We start from the raw sequence: 18560 nt of genomic DNA, 5'->3' as shown, positions 1-18560 counted from the left end.
TGTTGGAGTTGGAGAGGCGCTTTGAAAGGGTTGAAGAGATCCTGAGAAAGCACGGTTACAAAAGAGAAAACCTGATAAAGATTCTCCTCGAAATCCAGGAACTCTACAGATACCTCCCCGAAGACGTGATCAACTACGTGAGTACGGCAATGGGAATTCCTCCTGCGAAGATCTATGGGGTGGCAACGTTCTACGCGCAGTTCTCCCTCAAACCGAAGGGAAAGTACGCGATCATGGTGTGCGATGGAACGGCCTGTCATATGGCAGGCTCTCCTGAGGTTTTGAAGGCCATCGAAGAGGAAACGGGCCTCACACCCGGAAACGTCACAGAGGATCTCATGTTCAGTCTGGATCAGGTTGGTTGTCTCGGTGCCTGTGCCCTTGCACCCGTTATGGTGATCAACGATGAGGTCTACGGAAATTTGACGGCAGAAAAGGTGAAAGAAATCCTCAGAAAAATAAAAGAGAAAGAGAGGGAGAGCGCCAATGTTTAAAGACGTGAAGGAATTTGTCAGATACGCAAGCAAACTGAAAGACCTCAGAGAAAAGAAACTGAGCGGTACTTCCGTATATGTTTGCGTTGGAACGGGGTGTACCGCCAAGGGTGCTCTCAGGGTCTACGACGCCTTCAAAAGGGAACTCGAAAAGAGAAACCTCCTTGGAAAAGTGACTCTGGAGAAGATCGACGATGACAAAGTCACACTGAACAGAACGGGATGCTGTGGAAGATGTTCCTCTGGACCACTCGTGAAGATCATGCCCTACAGGTTCTTCTACTCCAACGTGACATCGGAAGACGTTCCAGAGATCGTGGAAAAGACGATCCTCAGAGGAGAACCAATTGAAAGACTTTTCCTGACGGATCCCATCACAGGAAAAAAGGTACCCAGAATAGAAGACACAACGCTCTTCAAGAACCAGGACTTCTACATAATGGAAGCAATCGGAGAGTCCGAATGTGACAGCATAGAAGATTACATCGCCCGTGGTGGATACGAATCCCTCGTGAAGGCACTCACATCGATGACACCGGAGGAAATCATAGAGACGGTGAAGGCTTCCGGCCTTCGAGGAAGAGGTGGCGGTGGATTTCCGACGGGCCTCAAGTGGGAGTACACAGGAAAAGCCAGAGGAGACTTGAAGTTCGTCGTGTGCAACGGAGACGAAGGAGATCCGGGAGCGTTCATGAACAGGACTCTCCTGGAGAGGGATCCACACCTTGTTCTGGAAGGGATGATCATAGCCGGGTATGCGGTCGGCGCACAGAAGGGGTACGCTTACATCAGAGCCGAATACCCGTTCGCAGTCAGGATGTTCAAAAAGGCCATAGAAGATGCAAAGAAAATGGGACTTCTCGGTGAAAACATCCTCGGAACAGGCTTTTCCTTCGACGTGGAAGTGAAAGAGGGAGCCGGTGCGTTCGTGTGCGGCGAAGAGACGGCACTTCTTGCCTCCATCGAAGGAAAAAGAGGCATGCCAAGGCCAAAACCACCATTTCCCGCCCAGTCAGGTCTCTTGGGAAAACCCACACTCATCAACAACGTAGAAACGTACGCGAACGTTCCAAGAGTACTGAGAGACGGTGTGGAAGAATACAGAAAGCGAGGAACGGAAAATTCTCCCGGAACCAAGATGTTCTCCGTTGCAGGCCCCCTGAAAGCCACTGGTATCATCGAAGTCGAGTTCGGAACCACCCTGAGAGAGATCATCTACAACATCTGTGGTGGTTTCGTCGAGGGTGAAGAGTTCAAAGCCGTTCAGATAGGAGGCCCATCCGGGGCGTGTCTTTCCGAAGACTTCCTGGACATGCCTCTGGACTACGACACGCTGAAGAAGGCAGATGCGATGGTGGGATCTGGTGGAATCGTTGTGATCACGAAGAAAACCTGTATGGTGGAAGTGGCAAGGTTCTTCCTTGACTTCACAAAGAGAGAATCCTGTGGAAAGTGCGTTCCGTGTAGAGAAGGCACCATGCAGGCGTACAACATACTGGAGAAGTTCACACACGGGAAGGCCACCTACGAAGACCTCGAAACACTCGAACATCTCTCAAAGACGATAAAAACGGCCTCTCTCTGTGGTCTTGGAAAGACCGCACCCAACCCCATTCTGAGTACACTGAAACTCTTCAGGGATGAATACATAGCCCACATCGAGGGAGAGTGCCCCAGCGGAATGTGCACAGCGTTCAAAAAGTACGTCATCAATCCGGAAATCTGTAAAGGATGTGGTCTGTGTGCAAGATCCTGTCCACAGAACGCCATAACGGGAGAGCGCGGGAAACCTTACAGAATAGACCAGGAAAAGTGTGTCAAATGTGGTGTTTGTGCCAGTAAATGTCCTTTCAAGGCCATTGAACTTGTGTGAGGAGGGGAAAGAATGAAAATCTTCGTCGACGGAAGAGAGATCACCATAAACGACAACGAGAGAAATCTCCTTGAAGCGCTGAGGAACGTGGGTATAGAGATACCGAACCTGTGCTATCTATCGGAAGCCTCCATCTACGGAGCATGCAGGATGTGCCTCGTGGAGGTCAATGGACAGATCACCACTTCCTGTACACTCAAACCGCACGAAGGAATGAAGGTCAAGACGAACACACCGGAGATATACGAGATGAGAAGGAACATCCTCGAACTCATCCTTGCAACCCACAACAGGGACTGCACCACCTGTGACAGAAACGGAAGCTGTAAACTGCAAAAGTACGCTGAAGACTTCGGTATCAGAAAGATAAGATTTGAACCCATCGAAAAAGACCACGTCAGGGATGATTCCTCTCCGATCGTGAGAGACACCTCCAAATGTATCCTCTGTGGTGACTGTGTGCGTGTCTGTGAGGAAGTTCAGGGAGTGGGAGTCATCGAATTTGCAAAACGAGGTTTCGAAAGTGTTGTAACAACCGCGTTCAACACGCCCCTTGCGGAGACGGAGTGTGTCTTCTGTGGTCAGTGTGTCGCCTACTGTCCAACGGGAGCTCTGAGCATCAGAAACGATATAGACAGACTCATAGAGGCCCTCGAGAGCGACAAGATGGTGATAGGAATGATCGCACCTGCTGTCAGGGCGGCCATTCAGGAAGAGTTCGGGATAGATGAAGACGTTGCGATGGCAGAAAAACTCGTTTCCTTCTTGAAGACGATCGGTTTCGACAGGGTGTTCGACGTTTCATTCGGAGCAGATCTTGTCGCATACGAGGAAGCACACGAATTCTACGAAAGGCTCAAAAACGGTGAGAAACTTCCCCAGTTCACCTCGTGCTGTCCTGCGTGGGTGAAGTACGCAGAACACAACTATCCACATTACCTTTCGAACCTTTCAAGCGTGAAATCACCCCAGCAGGCACTCGGCACTGTGATAAAGAAGATCTACTCGAAGAAACTCGGTGTTCCTGAGGAAAAGATATTCCTCGTCTCCTTCATGCCGTGTACTGCAAAGAAATTCGAAGCAGAGAGGCAAGAGCACAGGGGAATCGTCGATCTTGTCTTCACCACCAGGGAACTTTCACAACTCATCAAGATGAGCAGAATCGATATCGGCAAAGTGGAACCGCAGCCTTTCGACAGACCCTACGGTGTGTCCTCCCAGGCAGGACTTGGTTTTGGAAAGGCCGGGGGGGTCTTCTCCTGTGTACTCTCAGTTCTGAATGAAGAGATAGGTATAGAAAAGGTGGACATCCAGGTTCCAGAAGAAGGTGTTAGACTGGCAGAAGTCACACTCAAGGATGGAACGTCCTTCAGGGGAGCTGTCATCTACGGTCTTGGAAAGGTGAGGAGGATTCTGAATGAAAGAAACGACCTGTCCATAGTGGAAGTGATGGCGTGTAGCTACGGATGTGTCGGTGGCGGCGGACAGCCCTATCCGAACGACTCCAGGATCAGACAGCACAGGGCAAAGGTTCTGAGAGACACGATGGGAATAAAATCCCTTCTCACCCCCGTGGAGAATCTCTTTCTCATGAAACTATACGAAGAAGACCTAAAGGACACACACCTGAGGCACGAGATACTCCACACAACGTATCGTCCAAGAAGAAGATACCCGGAAAAAGACGTTGAGATACTTCCCGTTCCGTCTGAAGAGAAGAGAACAGTGAAGGTCTGCCTTGGAACCTCCTGTTACACCAAGGGATCCTACGAGATTCTGAAAAAACTCGTCGACTATGTCAAAGAAAATGACATGGAGGGGAAAATAGAGGTTCTCGGGACCTTCTGCGTGGAAAACTGCGGTGCTTCTCCGAACGTGGTCGTGGATGGTAAAATTCTGAGTGAGGCCACTTTCGAAAAGGTGCTGGAGGAGTTATCGAAGAATGGGTGAAATGATCCATCTTCCCAGAGCCACGTTTGAAAGGTTGAAGATGTACAGGAAGGCACTGGAGTCTGTAAAAAAGCCTTTCATCTCTTCCGATGAAATAGCAAAATTTCTCGAGATAAACCCAGAACTTGTGAGAAAAGATCTTTCCTATCTGAAGTGTCAGGGAAAACCGAGGGTTGGATACGATGTGGAAGAACTCAGAAAAGAACTCAACGACCTCTTCGGTGTGAACAGCACAACGAACATGATCATCGTGGGAGCAAACGATCTGGCAAGAGCGCTCGTGAACCAGGACTTCTCGAAGGTCGGTGTAAAGATCGTTGCGGTCCTGGACATAGAAAGCGAAAACGTAGGAAAGTTCATCGGAGAGTTCTCAGTGAGGGAGATGGACGTACTCGAAAGGGTGATGAGGAGGTTCAACGTGGAGATAGCCGCACTGTGCATCTCCAGGGACAAAGCACAAGCCACAGCAGAAATTCTCATAAAGAACGGAATAAAAGCCATCTGGAACTTCACTGGCGTTCATCTTGAACTTCCTTCAAACGTCATTGTCGTGGACGAAGACCTCACAAAATCCCTCCTGACGATAAAACACCTTCTGAAGTAACCGCATTTTCGAGCGATCAAAGAGGGGGAACAGCCCCCTCTTTTGTGGTATAATTTCTTTGCTGATGTTCATCAAAATTTCATAAATACTTCAAAGAGGAGGTTTCAGACATGAGAAGTATTTCTGCCAAAGTCCTGGTAATCGGCGTGGTGGTTGTGCTGGCTTTCTTTGTGACACAGTACGTCCTCATGAATACAACCGTCTACAACACTATCATGGAGAGGAAAAAGGATGAAGCAAAATACCTGGTTGAGACGGTCTACGGCATTCTGGAGAGAGCATACGAGATGGAACAGAAAGGAGAACTCACAAGAGAGCAGGCACAGAACCTGGCAAAGTCCCTCGTAGGAAAGATCAGATACGACGACAACAACTACTTCTGGATCAACGACACCCACCCCAGGATGGTGTTTCACCCGATCAAGCCAGAGATGAACGGTCAGGACCTGAGTGATTACAAAGATCCAAACGGTGTGTACCTCTTCAACGAAATGGTGAAGGTAACAAAAGAAAAAGGAGAAGGTTTTGTCGAATACTCTTGGCCCAAACCAGGAAGTGACAAACCTGAACCGAAGGTTTCCTACGTGAAACTCTTCAAACCCTGGAACTGGATCGTGGGAACAGGAATATACGTGGACGATGTGAAAGCGATCGTCGGAGGACTTGTTTTCAGAAACGTTCTGATAGTTGGAATAATAGGTCTTGGTGTGATAGTTGCCATCCTCTTCTATGGAAGGGTGCTTTCCAGAAAGACAAGAGCGATCCTTTCTGCCCTTGAGAAGATATCCGGTGGAGATCTTTCCGTGTCTGTGAATATAAGGTCAAAGGACGAGTTCGGTGCCATCTCTCAGAAGTTGAATGAAACACTCGAAAATCTGAGAAAGATCGTTTCGGAGATAGACAAGTCGCAGGATGAGGTGGAAAGGGTCTCCGAGGAACTCTTTGCCCTCTCGCAGCAACTTCGAGGTGCCCTCGAGGAGATCGCAAGGGCGTCCGAGACGATCAGCAGGGAAGTTCAGAATGCTTCTGCATCCATAGAAGAAGTCACATCCGGATCCGAAGAGGTCGCCGCCAACTCCCAGAACATCTCCAAACTCATCCAGGAGATCTCAGAGAACGCAGAGAACATATCGAACTTCGCAAAGAATGGCCAGAAGGTTCTCGAGGAAGCGGTCAGAAAAGTGGAAGATGTTTCAGAGAACTCCAGAACGACCGCCGAGGTTGTTCTCAAGGTCACAGAAAGCGCAAGAAACATAGAAGAAATCGTGAGAACGATTCAGAGCATAGCAGAACAGACGAACCTACTTGCCCTCAACGCCGCCATAGAGGCAGCAAGGGCTGGAGAGGCCGGAAGGGGTTTTGCCGTTGTTGCCGATGAGATCAGGAAGCTAGCAGAAGAGAGTCAGAGGGCAACGGAAGAAATCAGTCAGATCCTCGAGAACATCAGAGAAGGTGTAGAAAGAACGAACGAGATGTCGAAGGAAAACGTCGAGATCACAAAAGATGCGAGAAAACTGGTGGAAGAGTCCTACGAAAACTTCAACCAGATCGTATCCAGAATAGAGGATCTTGCCGCAAGGATCGAGGGAATCGCCGCGAGTGCCCAGGAACTCAGCGCCGCATCCGAAGAGATGAGCAGTGCCCTCGATGCGGTTGCCAAGACAACAACAACGGTTGCCGACGAAATAGAAGAGGTCTCCACTAACATTACAGAACAAGAAAAAGCCGCAAAGAGAATAGCAGATGTTGGAACAGAACTGAAGAAACTCTCAGATGAGTTGAAAGAGGATGTAGAAAAGTTCAAGATCTGATAAAATACTCTTAGAGAATCAGAGAGCCCTGGGGAATTCCCCAGGGCTTTTCACGTTTGGGGAGGGGAGAAGGTGAAATACGTTCTTTCTCTCGATCAGGGTACAACGAGTTCCAGGGCGATCGTCTTCGACGAGAAGGGAAACGTGATCTCCAAGGTCAACAAAGAGTTCAAACAGATCTATCCAAGGCCCGGGTGGGTGGAACACGATCCGATGGAGATCTGGGAGTCTCAGATCGAAGTTGCAAAAAGGGCGATCGAAGAGGCAGGAATCAAACCCGAAGAGATAGCTGCTATAGGGATCACAAACCAGAGGGAAACAACCATCGTCTGGGACAAAAACACGGGAAAACCCGTCTACAACGCCATCGTGTGGCAATGCAGAAGAACGGCTCCCATATGCGATGAGTTGAAAGAAAAGGGCTACGCTGAGTTCATCCGCGAAAGAACGGGGCTTGTCATCGACGCGTATTTCTCCGGAACAAAGATCAAGTGGATTCTCGACAACGTTGAAGGAGTGAGGGAGAAGGCAGAAAAGGGAGAGGTGCTCTTTGGAACGGTCGACACCTGGCTCATCTGGAACCTCACGGGCGGGAAAGTACACGTCACCGATTATTTGAACGCTTCCAGGACGATGATCTTCAACATCCACAAACTCGACTGGGACGATGAAATTCTGGAACTTTTGAACATACCGAGGGCAATGCTTCCACAGGTGATGCCATCGAGTCACGTGTATGGTCATACGACAAAAGAACTGCTTGGAGCAGAGATACCGATTGCCGGGGATGCCGGAGATCAGCAGGCTGCTCTGTTCGGTCAGGCTTGCTTCCAGCCTGGCATGCTCAAAAACACCTACGGAACCGGTTGTTTCTTGCTTATGAACACCGGAGAAAAGGCCTATGAATCCAAATCAGGGCTTCTTACAACAATTGCCTGGGGATTGAACGGTAAAGTCTACTACGCACTTGAAGGCAGTGTTTTCATAACGGGGGCGGCCGTTCAGTGGTTGAGGGATGGATTGAAGATCATCTCCAGTGCGGCAGAAACTGAGGAACTCGCTACAAAGGTACCGGACAACGGAGGTGTGTACTTTGTTCCGGCGTTCGTGGGGCTTGGTGCACCGTATTGGGACATGTACGCCCGCGGTTTGATCATCGGTCTTACCAGGGGAACCACCAGAGAACACATAGTGAGGGCTGTTCTTGAATCGATCGCCTATCAGACAAGAGATGTTGTAGAAGTCATGGAAAAGGAAAGTAACATGAAAGTGGACACACTCCGTGTGGACGGGGGCGCTGTTGTGAACAATTTCCTGATGCAGTTCCAGGCTGACATACTCGGGGTCCCTGTGGAGCGTCCCGTTGTAAACGAAACGACGGCACTTGGAGCTGCCTATCTTGCAGGACTCGCCGTTGGATACTGGAAGGATCAGGAAGAGATATCGAAATTGTGGCAGTTGGACAGAAGATTTGAACCATCCATGGATCCTGAAGAGAGAGAGAGGTTGTATTCAAAATGGAAAGAGGCTGTGTCGAGGTCTCTCGGATGGGAAAAGCAGTGAATCTATATCCTGTGATTCCGGCCATCAGGACAGAAAAAGACATCGAAGAGGCTCTGGCTTCACCCTCTACCTTGGTATTTCTACTGACGGGAAACGTGGCGAACATCGAAGAGGTGGTTTATAACCTCAAAAAGGGAAACAAGGAAGTTTTCGTTCACATCGATCTTGTGAAAGGATTATCGTTTGACAAATGTTCACTCGAATTTCTCAAAGACGTTGTGGGTGCTGATGGAATTATTTCCACGCACATCTCACTGTTAAAAGCGGCCAGAAAACTCGGATTGAAGATCATTCAGAGAGTATTTCTCGTGGATTCCGGAGCCATGGAAAGCGGCATAGTTCAGGCAAAAGACCTGGAGCCAGACTTTCTGGAGATACTGCCAGGTATCATTCCAGAAGTCATCGAGGAAATATCCAGTCGATACCCTGGGAATATTATCGCAGGAGGCCTGGTGAGGAAAAAAGAACAGATCTTTGCTGCCTTGAAAGCTGGAGCAAAGGCTATCTCAACAAGTTGCAAAGATCTCTGGAAAATTCTATAATACATGTGGAGAGAGAAAAAGAGAGGGCCATATCCCACAAGAGTGGGGTATGGCTCTTTTTTATTTGAGGAGGTGTTCGACTTGAAGGCGGTTGTCATCGGTGCGGGTGTGTTCGGTTCTCTCATCGCAAGAGAACTGACGAAGTACGATCTTGAAGTCATACTCATAGAGAAAAACCTCGATGTAGGCTGGGGTGTAACAAAGGCAAATTCTGCTGTTATCCACGCGGGATACGACGATCCTCCTGGAAGTGTTCGGGCACAGTTCTGTGCGAGAGGAAACGCCATGTATGAGAAACTCTCGAAAGAACTGGATTTTGAGTTCAAAAGAACTGGCTCTTTCGTGGTGGCGTTCAACGACGAAGAGCTGAAAGAGCTCGAGCACCTGCTCAAGCAAGGTGAGGAAAACGGTGTCGCTGGTTTAACCATCCTGGAAAGGGACGAGATCTTTTCGATGGAGCCCAATCTCAATCCAGAGATCAGATACGCTCTTTATGCACCAACGGCTGGTATCACAGAACCCTGGATGGTCGCCATCTCGGCCGTGGAAAATGCCCTTCAAAATGGTCTGAAACTCGTTCTAGGTGAACAGGTTCTGGGTTTTGTGAAGATGAACGGCCGTATAAAGAAAGTGATCACCGATAAACACGAGTACGAGGCAGACATCGTGATAAATTGTGCGGGGCTTCACGCAGACGAGATAGCGAAAATGGCCGGAGCGGAGTACGTTCCTTTACATCCCAGAAAAGGGGAGTACATCCTTCTTGACAAGAAACTTCAGGGGCTCGTGAAGAGGGTGATATTCCCAACGCCCACGAAGATTTCAAAAGGAATTCTCGTTCTTCCCACCGTCGATGGTGGAATCCTCCTTGGCCCAACCGCCGAAGATCTTCCGGAAGAAATGAAAAACAGGCCCCTTACCACCAGAGAGGGCCTCGAAAAGGTGCGAGAGTTCACAAGGAAGCTCGTGCCATCTCTTGATTTCTCACTTGTTGTGAAGACTTTCTCCGGTCTCAGACCTGAAAGCCCCCAGAAGGATTTCTTCATAAAGAAAAGTGAAACGGTGGAAAACTTCGTGAACGTCATGGCTACAAGATCTCCAGGACTCACGGCAGCACCCGCCGTGGCGGAGTACGTGGTGGAAGAACTCATCCAGGAAAGAATGAGGCTTCCGCTCATCAGAAAGAAAAATTTCAACCCACTGAGGGAAGGAATAAAACGCTACTCATCCTTGCCCATCGAGGAGTGGAAAAGGGAGATAGAAAAAGATCCACGTGCGGGGAAACTGGTCTGTTTTTGCAACGAGGTAACCGAGAAAGAGATCGTGGAAGCGATCAGAAGGGGTGCAAGAACGCTCGATGGAGTCAAATTCAGAACAAGGGCGATGTTTGGAAGGTGTCAAGGGGGATTCTGTATGGCAAGGATTCTAAAGATCCTCGAGCGAGAACTCAACACGGATATGTCTGAGATCAGGATGAAATCGAAAAACAGCTGGATCGTGAACGGGAAGGTGAGAGAATGAGGGTGGACGTGATGGTGATAGGGGCCGGTGCGGCCGGAATGGCAGCAGCCCTGAAGGCAAAAGAGGAAGGAGCAGAGGTTCTTCTTGTCGAGCGTGACGAAAGAACAGGAGGCATACTGAACCAGTGTATTCACAACGGTTTTGGCCTTCACTACTTCAGACAGGAACTGACGGGACCCGAGTACGCCGAAAGGTTCCAGGAAAGAATGGAAAAGATGGGAGTAAAGGCCCTGGTGAACGCCTACGTGAAGCAGATCGGTGACAGAGAGGTGATCCTGGTTACAGAAAAAGGAATTGAAAAAGTAGAGGTTGGTGCTCTGGTGTACGCAACAGGGGCACGAGAAAGACCATTTGGCAGCCTCATGATTCCGGGAGACAGACCGTCCGGTATCTTCACAGCGGGAGTTGCCCAGAGACTGATAAACATCGAAAATCGCCTGCCCGGAAAAAGGGCACTCATCCTCGGCTCTGGAGACATCGGTCTCATCATGGCAAGAAGACTCACCCTGGAGGGAATGGAAGTGGTGGGGGTGGTGGAGCGCCTACCCTACGCTGGGGGACTTCTCAGAAACGTGATTCAGTGTCTTGAAGACTACAACATACCCCTGTTCCTTTCCAGCACTGTGGTTGAAGTGAGAGGAAGAGAGAGACTGGAAGAAGTCGTCGTTGCAAAAGTGGACGAGAACTTCAAACCGATTCCGGGGACTGAGAAGGTCTTCAAGGTTGACACCCTGGTGTTGTCCGTTGGTCTCATTCCACAGGTGGAGTTGATAGAAAACCTCGTGATCAAAAACCCCACTTCAAGGGGAATTGGAGTATCCAATATAGGTCAGAGTTCAAAAGAATGGATATTCTCGGCGGGAAACTGCACCGTGATTTTCGATCTTGTTGACTACGTGAGTTACGAAGGAGAAATGGCAGGACGATACGCCGCAAAGTTTGTAAAGGGAGAGGTTCCCCAGGAGAAGATACCCGTAAAACCTGGAGAGAACGTGATGGTGGTCCATCCCATCTGGTACACACCCATCGAACCTCTCACACTCTATCTGAGAGTGAAGAAACCCATGGAAAAGGGAAAACTCACCGTGGGAAGGTTCGAGAAAGAATTTGAAGATCTTGTACCGAGCGAGATGTTGAGGGTGAAGATCCCAGATAGAGATCTTGAAGGCTTCGATGAGATCGTTGTGTCCGTCGAGGAGGTGGAATGAGATGCTGAAAAACGTCGTTTGCGTTCAGTGCCCGATCGGGTGTAAAATTAAGGTGGAACTAAATGAAGAGGGTCATATAAAATCGATCAGTGGAAACAGATGCCCCAGAGGTGTAGAATACGCAAAAGACGAAATCAGAGATCCGAAAAGGGTGGTTCCAACCAGTATAAGGGTGCTCAACGGGGAGCTGCCTCTTGCGTCGGTCAAAACCGACAGACCGATTCCAAAAAGGTTCATACCGGAGTTGATGAAGATCGTCAGAGAGATAAAAGTGGAAGCACCCGTGAAATCTGGTGATATCGTTCTGAAAGATCTGTTTGGAACGGGAGCGAATCTGGTTGTGACAAGAACAGTGAGGAGGTTGGAAAATGGATCCAAAGAAGTTCAAAAAGATAGCGCTCGTGGGAGCAACGGTTAACCCCAGAAAGTACGGCAACATAATTCTCAAAGATCTGGTTTCCAAGGGATTCGAAGTTCTGCCGGTGAATCCCAAATACGACGAGATAGAAGGTTTCAAAACTCACAGGAGTGTGGAAGAACTCCCGAAAGATGTGGACGTGATAGTCTTTGTCGTACCACCAGAGGTGGCCCTCGAGGAAACAGAAAAGGCCTACAAAGCAGGCTTTAGGAAGTTCTGGTACCAGCCTGGTGCGTTTTCCAGAGAGATCGAAGAGTTCTTGAACGCTCTGGACGATATGGAGTATTCGGCCGAGAAATGCATCATGGTTGAAACTTCATCCTCCAGAGGCTTCTTGAACTTGTAGAGATCGCACTCACGTGCTTGAGTATTTCTCTTGCCTCTTCCTCTGTTTCAACAAGCCCGGCGGCGATGACGGTCCTGCCGGGTATTTTCTTTGCCACCTTCGGAGCAACAAGCCCCGGAAGGATCTCCACCACATCCACTCCAAGGGACTCGATCTGCTCGATTCCCTTTTCAACTGCTTTGGAGTCGAGTGCGAAGAATCTGAGAACAGCAGGGATATTGTTTTTCTTCGCAGCAAGGTAGTTTTTGGCTTTATCGTGATGATCCCATCGGCTCCTGCTTTCTTGACGAACAGGACGGCCTCTTCACCTTCTCCCAGACCGCTCACAAAGTCCACGTCAACAAAAACGGTTTTCCCTTTGTCTTTGAGAATCTTCAGGTGGAACTTCAGATTCAAAATATCACTCTTCAAAAGAAAAACAACGTCCGGGCCTATTTCCCCAAGAGATTCCATATCCCAGATCGCGGCTATTATTCCTCTGAACATTCAAGAGCCCTCCTCCAGATGTTGTAGAGCTCAATTATCTCCTCGATGCTGAGTTGTTCTGCCCTTCTTGAAAGGTCCACACCTTCAAAAACAGAAAGGAACGGCCTGAGATTGTTTTTGAGTGTCTTTCTTTTCTTTGAGAATATCATTGAAACGAACTTTTTGAACTGTGGAAAGTCGATCTCCACCGCTTTTCTTTTCATCTCAACCACGACGGAATCCACTTCCGGGTTTGGAACAAAGTAGGACCTTGAAACATCGAAGAGTTTTCTCACTTCGTAGAACGTCTGAACCACCACAGAAAGATATCCATAAGACTTTCTTCCAGGCTTAGAGAGAATCCTCTCTCCGACTTCTTTCTGAACCATCACGATAGCTTTTTTGAATCGCCACTCTATGATCTTCTCCATGATGGGCCCTGTTACACTGTACGGTATGTTAGAGACGCAGATGGCCTCTTCCGGTACATCTCTGGCTTTGAGAAAATCTTCAAATCTCAACTCCACGTTCGGATACTTTGAAAGTCTCTCCTGAAGGATCGGTGCAAGGCCTTCATCTATTTCGTAGGCGATCACCCTCGCTCCTGTTTTTGCAAGCTCTTCGGTAAGCGTACCCGCACCTGCTCCTATCTCAACGACAACATCATCTGGTTTCAGATCGGCCTCTTTCACTATGCGCTTTGCTATTCTGTCGTCCGAGAGAAACACCTGCCCAAGATGTTTTTTGAGTCTTATGCCGTATTTTTTCAGATAATCAGACGTCTTCAAACCACATCCCTCGCCATCACCCTGAAGTTTATCTCCGGAAATATCGCATCCACCCACTCGTAGTATTCAAGGACCTTTTTGTTTATATTTCCGCTGGTGAGTTGATCATAGAGGTCGAAGAATCTCTTTATGTGGAGCTTCGTTCTGTTTTCTGCGTATTCAACACTCGTTCTTGTTGTCATGATGAAGGCCCAGTCGCTGGACTGTGCCAGGAAAAGTTCTCGTAGCATCTGATTGAGCACTCTCTCTGTGAGAGGATCGGAACTGTCGTAGTATTTTCTGGCAAGCTCTACCATCCTTTCTACCATCTCGTGGAGATGTCTGTAAATCCAGTCGTTTGTTCCGTTGAGCCACGTTTCGTAGTATCCACCGGCTCCCCAGCTGGAATCGGCAGGTGTGACGATCTGGACCTCTTCGAGTGTATCTATGACTTCCGAAGCGGTGACTAATTTTAGGGTTCTGGATTCGTTCACAAGTTCAAAGAACCTCTTCAAAAAGAAAACACCTTCGAACCACCAGTGACCAAAGAGTTCCGCATCGAACGGTGCTACGATCACAGGTTCGACTCCCATCACATCTACCAATCTTTTCACTTGCTTTTCCTTTTTATGGAGAAAGTCCCTTGCGTGCTCTTCAACCGCTTCCATGGCCACATCTATGTCGTAGTAATCTTTCTGCGATGCATCAAGACTCTTCGATGTGATTCTGTGGTATTTTATCCCCGTGTTCACCCTCACACCGGATGGATCGATATAATCTTTTATGTATTCCATTTCCCTGTCGAATCCAATGTCTCTGTAGAACTCCCTGTACCTCGGATCTCCAGGATATCCAACCATCGCACTCCACACCTGCTCACTCGATTCTGGATCTCTGGCGAAGACGAACACGCCACTCGGTGTCATAACAGGACGGTAGACACCGTACCTTGGCTGTTCATCGGCAAACCAGAACGCGTGTGAATCAACGAAGAAGTACTCTATGTTGTTCTGGGCAAGATACAGGTCCAGCCCCTGATAATAACCGCACTCGGCAAGCCAGATCCCCCTGGGTGTTTTTCCATGTGTTTTTCGTAGTTCTTTACACCAACCGAGATCTGAGCGTTCACCACCTCCGGGTACATCTGATAGAGCGGTAGAAAAGCGTGTGTCGCGTTGCATGTCACGATCTCCAACTTGCCCGTCTCCTGGTGTTTTTTGAAACCATCGAGTATGTTCCCGTCGTAAGACAGGAAGACGTTCAGCACCTTTTCGAAATGTTCCCGATAGAACTTTGCCATCTTGTGTTTCAAAGGGTGCTCGGATTTTGTCCTTTCCACCTCTTTATCTGCAAGTTCGATGAGCTTTTCCATATGTTTTTTGTACTTTTCGTGAAGGTCTCTGGAGGAGAGCATTTCCATCAACGGTGGAGTGATGGACATGGTGAGCCGAAAATCATCTATCTCATCGAACATCATCAAAAGGGGTATGTAGGTCTCCGTTATGGCCTCGAACAACCACCTCTCCTCCAGAAAGTGATCGTACTCTGGATGATGAACGTATGGAAGATGGGCGTGCAGAAATATCAAAATTTTTCCACGCATGTGATTACCTCCCGCTTCTGAAGATCTCCCACATTATACCTATTCCCTGTCCAGAAGGCCAACCAGGAGAGGTTACACCTCTCAGCTTTTCTATCGGTTTCACCAGACTTCCTTCGGAGAGGATCACACTCCTCTTTTTGCTACGCAGATCATACCATCTTTCTCTGGAAGAAGTCGAAGGAGAAGCAGCCGGGGTCCTTGCCACATTGGACCTCATCACAGGAAAGAACCTTCCCTCGTCATCGAGATAGCCCATCTCCGAGAGATAGTCCGCCTTGGGCATGGGAACCTGGAAGTAGAAGTTTCCCGCTTCAAGCGTGGTTTCATCGAGTCTGTATTCGAAGGTCCTGTGGGCGTTTGTTCCATCGAACATTATGAAGGTGACATCGTAAAGTCTGATAACGGCCTTTCCTTCTCTCGCTTTCTGTTTCATCAAATTTCTTGTTTCATCATCGAAATCCCAGTAGGAGAACACCACGTAGGGATTGACGGGCATGAGAACGAGTTTGTTCTTGTTGTAAGTTCTGGGAAGCGTGAGATCTGCGGGTGTTTCCTGCTTCAAAGCAGGGGCACCGGAGGATGCACTCGTCACTGAGGTGTTTTCCACATGTTCTCTTATGAGTTTTATGACATCTTTTTTCTTCATAGCCTTTCTCACTCTGAGTCCCAGACTCTTTGCGAATCTCTTGAGTTCCTGTATGGTGGGATCCGTATCGAGCCACTTGATTATCTCTTCTCTTTTCATGATCTTCGCCCCCTTGTTAATCTTCGTTTTAGAAAATTATAACACCAATGATTTCGGTTGTAAACGAGAGATTTTCGGAGAATTCTCAATTTATTTCCAGATAATTTCTGAAAATTTCCGAAAACACCAGAAAAACACCGATTACAACTACTTATTTGGAACGGAAGGAAATTGGGATACAATACTTATGTGAGGTGGTACCGGAGTGCACAGGGTACGGGAATTTTTGAGCCAGATGAAAACAGAAGGATCGCAGGAAGTAGCAGAACGTCTGATCAACTTCATCGAGAACAATTTCGAATCTCTGAACATGGATGAGGTGATAAGGGATATAGACCTTTTCTGTGATGAAAAACCCATGGCGGTTCTGGAAAAACTGGCGCGTTTTCTGAAAGCAAATCCACCAAAGAAAGAACTATCGGAGTTTCGTCGCCTTTTAAAAAAAGCACTGGAGCGCACAGTCGAATACGCGTCTTCTTTTTGCAGAGGAAAAAGGATAATAACACTGAGCAACAGCAAGACTCTAAAACAAACCTTCATCAGGGCGAAACCAGTCTGTGTTCACGTTCTGGAATCGCGGCCTGGAAGCGAAGGAAGGATACTGGTAGAATCTTTGAGAAGGGAAGGCTTGAAGGTCGAACTCATCGAAGACCTTATGGCGTATAGAACCCTAAAAGAAGTGGATCTGTGCCTTGTCGGAGCCGATTATGTCGATGAAGCAGGAAATGTTCTGAACAAAGTGGGATCAACCACGCTTGCGATTCTGTGCAGAGAGCAGAAAAAGCCCTTTCTGGTGGTGGCAGATCCTTTCAAGTTCGGTTCAAGATCCCTGAAAGAGACAGATCTGTTCGAGGTGATTCCATCTGAGTTGATAACTGCGATAATAACAGATCCAGAGGGAGGGACAGCATGTTGAGAACTCATACCTGTGGCGAACTCAGAGTAGAGGACGAAGGAAAGAAAGTGAAACTCTGTGGATGGGTGGACAGAATAAGGGACCTTGGAGGGGTTCGATTCATCGATCTGAGGGATAGATACGGTGAAACACAGATCGTGTGCGATGTGAACAGCAAAGCCTACGAAACGGTGGACGAACTCACACGGGAGTCCGTTGTTCTGGTCGAAGGAACCGTACGGAGAAGACCAGAAGGCACGGAAAATCCAAACATAGCAACCGGTGAGATAGAAGTTGTCGCCGAAAGAATAGAAATCCTCTCCAAAGCGGAACCTCTTCCCTTCTATCCCAACGAAACACCGAAAGAAGAGATGAGACTCAGGTACCGGTACATAGATCTGAGGTCGAAACGAATGAGGGACAACATAATTCTGAGATACAACATCACAAGGGTGATCAGAAGATATTTCGATGAACTGGGTTTCCTGGAGATAGAAACACCCTTTCTCACGAAGAGCACACCGGAGGGAGCGCGGGACTTTCTGGTTCCCTCCCGCCTCAGACCAGGGAAATTCTATGCTCTTCCACAATCTCCACAGCTTTTCAAGCAGCTTCTGATGATATCTGGTTTCGACAGGTACTTTCAAATAGTCAGGTGTTTCAGAGACGAGGACTTAAGAGCGGACAGACAACCAGAGTTCACCCAGGTCGATGTGGAGATGTCTTTTGTTGATGTAGAGGACGTTCTTTCAGTGAGCGAAGGTATGATCGCCCGGGTGTTCAGAGAAGCCATCGGAATGGATCTGAAAACACCGTTTGACAGAATAACATACAGCGAGGCGATGGAAAAGTACGGAACGGACAAGCCCGACAGAAGGTACGGCATGGAACTGAGAGATCTGGGATACGCCTTCGAAGGGACCACCTTCAGGGTGATAAGAAGCGTTCTGGAAGAGGGAGGAAGTGTAAAGGGATTCGTCGTTCCAGAGTTCGCTTCTGAGATGACAAGAAAAAAAGGTGACGAGTTGATGGAGAGGGCAAAAGAACTCGGACTTGGAGGGCTCATCTGGTTCAAAGTGGAAGAAAAGATCGTTTCACCACACCTGAAGCATCTCGAAAGGGAGTTCAAAACGATAGTAGAAAAGGAGAATCTGAAGGAAGGGGACGTTTGTCTGATAGCTGCCCATAAGGATAGAAACCTCCTCAATGAAGCCCTTGGAACACTCAGACTGGAAATAGGAAAAGAGTACTTTTCACACCTGGCAAAGGGATTCGACATCCTCTGGGTGGTCGATTTTCCATACTTCGAGTGGAGCGAAGAAGAAGAAAGGTTCGTGGCAAGGCATCATCCATTCACCATGCCGGTTGAAGAAACCCTCGGTGATGATCATACGAAGGTAAAGGCAAAAGCCTACGACATCGTTATAAACGGATACGAGGTAGGAGGAGGAAGCATAAGGATACACAAAAGAGAGATACAGGAAAAGATCTTCAAACTACTTGGAATGAGAGAAGAAGAAGCCCGGGAGAAGTTTGGATTTTTCCTCGAAGCGTTCAAATACGGTGTTCCTCCACACGGTGGAATCGCATTTGGACTGGACAGGCTGGTGGCCATCATCGCTGGAGAAAACTCCATAAGAGAGGTCATTCCGTTTCCGAAGACAGGAAACGGTGTGTGTCTTCTGACAGGGGCACCTTCATCGGTCGATGAAAAACAACTTAGAGAACTCAGAATCCGTGTTGAGGAGGGATAGT

The 18560-nt window shown here is 48.3% G+C and carries 15 protein-coding genes and 2 pseudogenes; 13 read left to right on the top strand and 4 right to left on the bottom strand.

Annotated features, from left to right (window positions below; all coding sequences use genetic code 11):
- Window positions 1–8 precede the first annotated feature (8 nt).
- The 11 genes from hydC to CTN_RS05245 all read left to right on the top strand — a co-directional run bounded on the left by hydC (window position 9) and on the right by CTN_RS05245 (window position 12330).
- Window positions 9–494, top strand: coding sequence for a bfurcating [FeFe] hydrogenase subunit gamma (gene hydC / locus CTN_RS05295; RefSeq protein WP_038067500.1), 486 nt, complete (start codon window positions 9–11; stop codon window positions 492–494).
- Window positions 487–2367, top strand: coding sequence for a bfurcating [FeFe] hydrogenase subunit beta (hydB, locus tag CTN_RS05290; RefSeq protein ID WP_015919560.1), 1881 nt, complete (start codon window positions 487–489; stop codon window positions 2365–2367). The genes hydC and hydB overlap by 8 nt, the downstream gene beginning before the upstream one ends.
- A gap of 12 nt (window positions 2368–2379) precedes the next feature.
- Window positions 2380–4317: a bfurcating [FeFe] hydrogenase subunit alpha gene (hydA, locus tag CTN_RS05285; RefSeq protein ID WP_015919559.1), complete on the top strand. Its 1938-nt coding sequence runs from the start codon at window positions 2380–2382 to the stop codon at window positions 4315–4317.
- Window positions 4310–4921, top strand: a complete 612-nt coding sequence (locus tag CTN_RS05280; protein WP_015919558.1) for a redox-sensing transcriptional repressor Rex — start codon at window positions 4310–4312, stop codon at window positions 4919–4921. Before hydA ends, CTN_RS05280 begins: the two co-directional genes overlap by 8 nt.
- 110 nt (window positions 4922–5031) lie before the next feature.
- Complete coding sequence (locus tag CTN_RS05275; RefSeq protein WP_015919557.1) at window positions 5032–6732, top strand: methyl-accepting chemotaxis protein; 1701 nt, start codon at window positions 5032–5034, stop codon at window positions 6730–6732.
- Window positions 6733–6804: 72 nt separating this feature from the next.
- Complete coding sequence (gene glpK / locus CTN_RS05270; RefSeq protein ID WP_015919556.1) at window positions 6805–8295, top strand: glycerol kinase GlpK; 1491 nt, start codon at window positions 6805–6807, stop codon at window positions 8293–8295.
- Window positions 8280–8837, top strand: coding sequence for a glycerol-3-phosphate responsive antiterminator (locus CTN_RS05265; protein WP_231556034.1), 558 nt, complete (start codon window positions 8280–8282; stop codon window positions 8835–8837). The genes glpK and CTN_RS05265 overlap by 16 nt, the downstream gene beginning before the upstream one ends.
- Before the next feature lie 81 nt (window positions 8838–8918).
- A complete protein-coding gene (locus CTN_RS05260) occupies window positions 8919–10358 on the top strand; it encodes an NAD(P)/FAD-dependent oxidoreductase (protein ID WP_038067493.1) in 1440 nt (479 codons plus the stop codon).
- Window positions 10355–11566 (top strand): NAD(P)/FAD-dependent oxidoreductase, encoded by a 1212-nt coding sequence (locus tag CTN_RS05255; RefSeq protein ID WP_015919553.1) that lies wholly within the window; start codon window positions 10355–10357, stop codon window positions 11564–11566. The genes CTN_RS05260 and CTN_RS05255 overlap by 4 nt, the downstream gene beginning before the upstream one ends.
- Before the next feature lies 1 nt (window position 11567).
- Window positions 11568–11984, top strand: coding sequence for a DUF1667 domain-containing protein (locus tag CTN_RS05250; protein ID WP_038067492.1), 417 nt, complete (start codon window positions 11568–11570; stop codon window positions 11982–11984).
- A complete protein-coding gene (locus tag CTN_RS05245; protein ID WP_038067491.1) occupies window positions 11935–12330 on the top strand; it encodes a CoA-binding protein in 396 nt (131 codons plus the stop codon). Before CTN_RS05250 ends, CTN_RS05245 begins: the two co-directional genes overlap by 50 nt.
- Here the strand turns inward: CTN_RS05245 and CTN_RS05240 are convergent.
- The 4 genes and pseudogenes from CTN_RS05240 to CTN_RS05225 form a co-directional block, all read right to left on the bottom strand.
- A pseudogene (locus tag CTN_RS05240) lies at window positions 12287–12783 on the bottom strand (glycerol-3-phosphate responsive antiterminator). The gene CTN_RS05245 and the pseudogene CTN_RS05240 sit on opposite strands and share 44 nt — an antisense overlap.
- A 17-nt stretch (window positions 12784–12800) precedes the next feature.
- Window positions 12801–13583, bottom strand: a complete 783-nt coding sequence (rsmA, locus tag CTN_RS05235; RefSeq protein WP_015919549.1) for a 16S rRNA (adenine(1518)-N(6)/adenine(1519)-N(6))-dimethyltransferase RsmA — start codon at window positions 13581–13583, stop codon at window positions 12801–12803.
- A pseudogene (locus CTN_RS05230) lies at window positions 13580–15165 on the bottom strand (glycoside hydrolase family 57 protein). Before CTN_RS05230 ends, rsmA begins: the two are co-directional and overlap by 4 nt.
- A gap of 4 nt (window positions 15166–15169) precedes the next feature.
- Window positions 15170–15910 carry a DUF4912 domain-containing protein gene (locus CTN_RS05225; RefSeq protein ID WP_015919546.1) on the bottom strand — a complete coding sequence of 247 codons (741 nt, stop codon included), beginning with the start codon at window positions 15908–15910 and terminating at the stop codon, window positions 15170–15172.
- A 205-nt stretch (window positions 15911–16115) separates the two neighbouring features.
- Here CTN_RS05225 and CTN_RS05220 point away from each other — a divergent pair, with 205 nt between their 5' ends.
- Window positions 16116–16826, top strand: coding sequence for an eIF2B alpha/beta/delta subunit family protein (locus tag CTN_RS05220; RefSeq protein WP_015919545.1), 711 nt, complete (start codon window positions 16116–16118; stop codon window positions 16824–16826).
- Complete coding sequence (gene aspS, locus CTN_RS05215) at window positions 16820–18559, top strand: aspartate--tRNA ligase (RefSeq protein WP_015919544.1); 1740 nt, start codon at window positions 16820–16822, stop codon at window positions 18557–18559. The genes CTN_RS05220 and aspS overlap by 7 nt, the downstream gene beginning before the upstream one ends.
- Window position 18560: the final 1 nt, after the last annotated feature.

It is taken from the genome of Thermotoga neapolitana DSM 4359 (assembly GCF_000018945.1).
Lineage (GTDB): Bacteria > Thermotogota > Thermotogae > Thermotogales > Thermotogaceae > Thermotoga > Thermotoga neapolitana.
This window is presented reverse-complemented; position numbering and strand designations above follow the sequence as displayed.

Bases quoted from the DNA above. Each gene is read 5' to 3' on its own strand.
- hydB (WP_015919560.1), top strand. From the start codon at position 487: ATGTTTAAAGACGTGAAGGAATTTGTCAGATACGCAAGCAAACTGAAA.
- hydA (WP_015919559.1), top strand. From the start codon at position 2,380: ATGAAAATCTTCGTCGACGGAAGAGAGATCACCATAAACGACAACGAG.
- CTN_RS05280 (WP_015919558.1), top strand. From the start codon at position 4,310: ATGGGTGAAATGATCCATCTTCCCAGAGCCACGTTTGAAAGGTTGAAG.
- CTN_RS05275 (WP_015919557.1), top strand. From the start codon at position 5,032: ATGAGAAGTATTTCTGCCAAAGTCCTGGTAATCGGCGTGGTGGTTGTG.
- CTN_RS05265 (WP_231556034.1), top strand. From the start codon at position 8,280: ATGGGAAAAGCAGTGAATCTATATCCTGTGATTCCGGCCATCAGGACA.
- CTN_RS05255 (WP_015919553.1), top strand. From the start codon at position 10,355: ATGAGGGTGGACGTGATGGTGATAGGGGCCGGTGCGGCCGGAATGGCA.
- CTN_RS05250 (WP_038067492.1), top strand. From the start codon at position 11,568: ATGCTGAAAAACGTCGTTTGCGTTCAGTGCCCGATCGGGTGTAAAATT.
- CTN_RS05245 (WP_038067491.1), top strand. From the start codon at position 11,935: ATGGATCCAAAGAAGTTCAAAAAGATAGCGCTCGTGGGAGCAACGGTT.
- CTN_RS05225 (WP_015919546.1), bottom strand. From the start codon at position 15,910: ATGAAAAGAGAAGAGATAATCAAGTGGCTCGATACGGATCCCACCATA.
- aspS (WP_015919544.1), top strand. From the start codon at position 16,820: ATGTTGAGAACTCATACCTGTGGCGAACTCAGAGTAGAGGACGAAGGA.